Source organism: Gilliamella sp. Choc5-1 (assembly GCF_001690595.1).
Classification (GTDB): domain Bacteria; phylum Pseudomonadota; class Gammaproteobacteria; order Enterobacterales; family Orbaceae; genus Gilliamella; species Gilliamella apicola_M.
The window spans coordinates 1-457 of the sequence record NZ_LZHH01000044.1; the positions used below are offsets into that span (position 1 = coordinate 1).

The window sequence follows — 457 nt, forward strand, 5'->3', positions numbered from 1 at the left end:
AGGCAAGTAGCCTAACGAAGAATGTAATCGTTTATGATTATACCAATAAGCATAAGCCGAAAAAGCGCGTTGTAACTCAGCCGTTGAGTTGAAACGTTGGCCTTTTACAAATTCCGTTTTAATTGTTTTAAATGTCGCTTCCGCTACCGCATTGTCATAAGGACATCCTTTCTTGCTTAATGAATGCGTGATATTAAATGTCTTAAAACACGCCTCTAATAACCGATTATCAAACTCTTTACCTCGGTCTGAATGAAATAAATCTAATTTCGATAATGGCAGTTTAATTTGGCTTAATGCCGACATAACAAGCTCTGCTGTTTTATGTTGACCAACATGGTAACCGACAATCTGCCTATCGGATAAGTTCACTAAAACACATAAATAGTTCCAACGTTGCTTAACTTGAATATAGGTTAAATCCGCAACAACAATTTGTTTTTTATCACCTACATCA

1 protein-coding gene is annotated in these 457 nt (G+C 36.1%); it reads right to left on the bottom strand.

All coding sequences use genetic code 11. From position 1 onward, the window contains the following. Window positions 1-457: integrase core domain-containing protein (locus A9G35_RS03680; RefSeq protein WP_141673762.1), on the bottom strand; the 457-nt coding region annotated here is incomplete at both ends.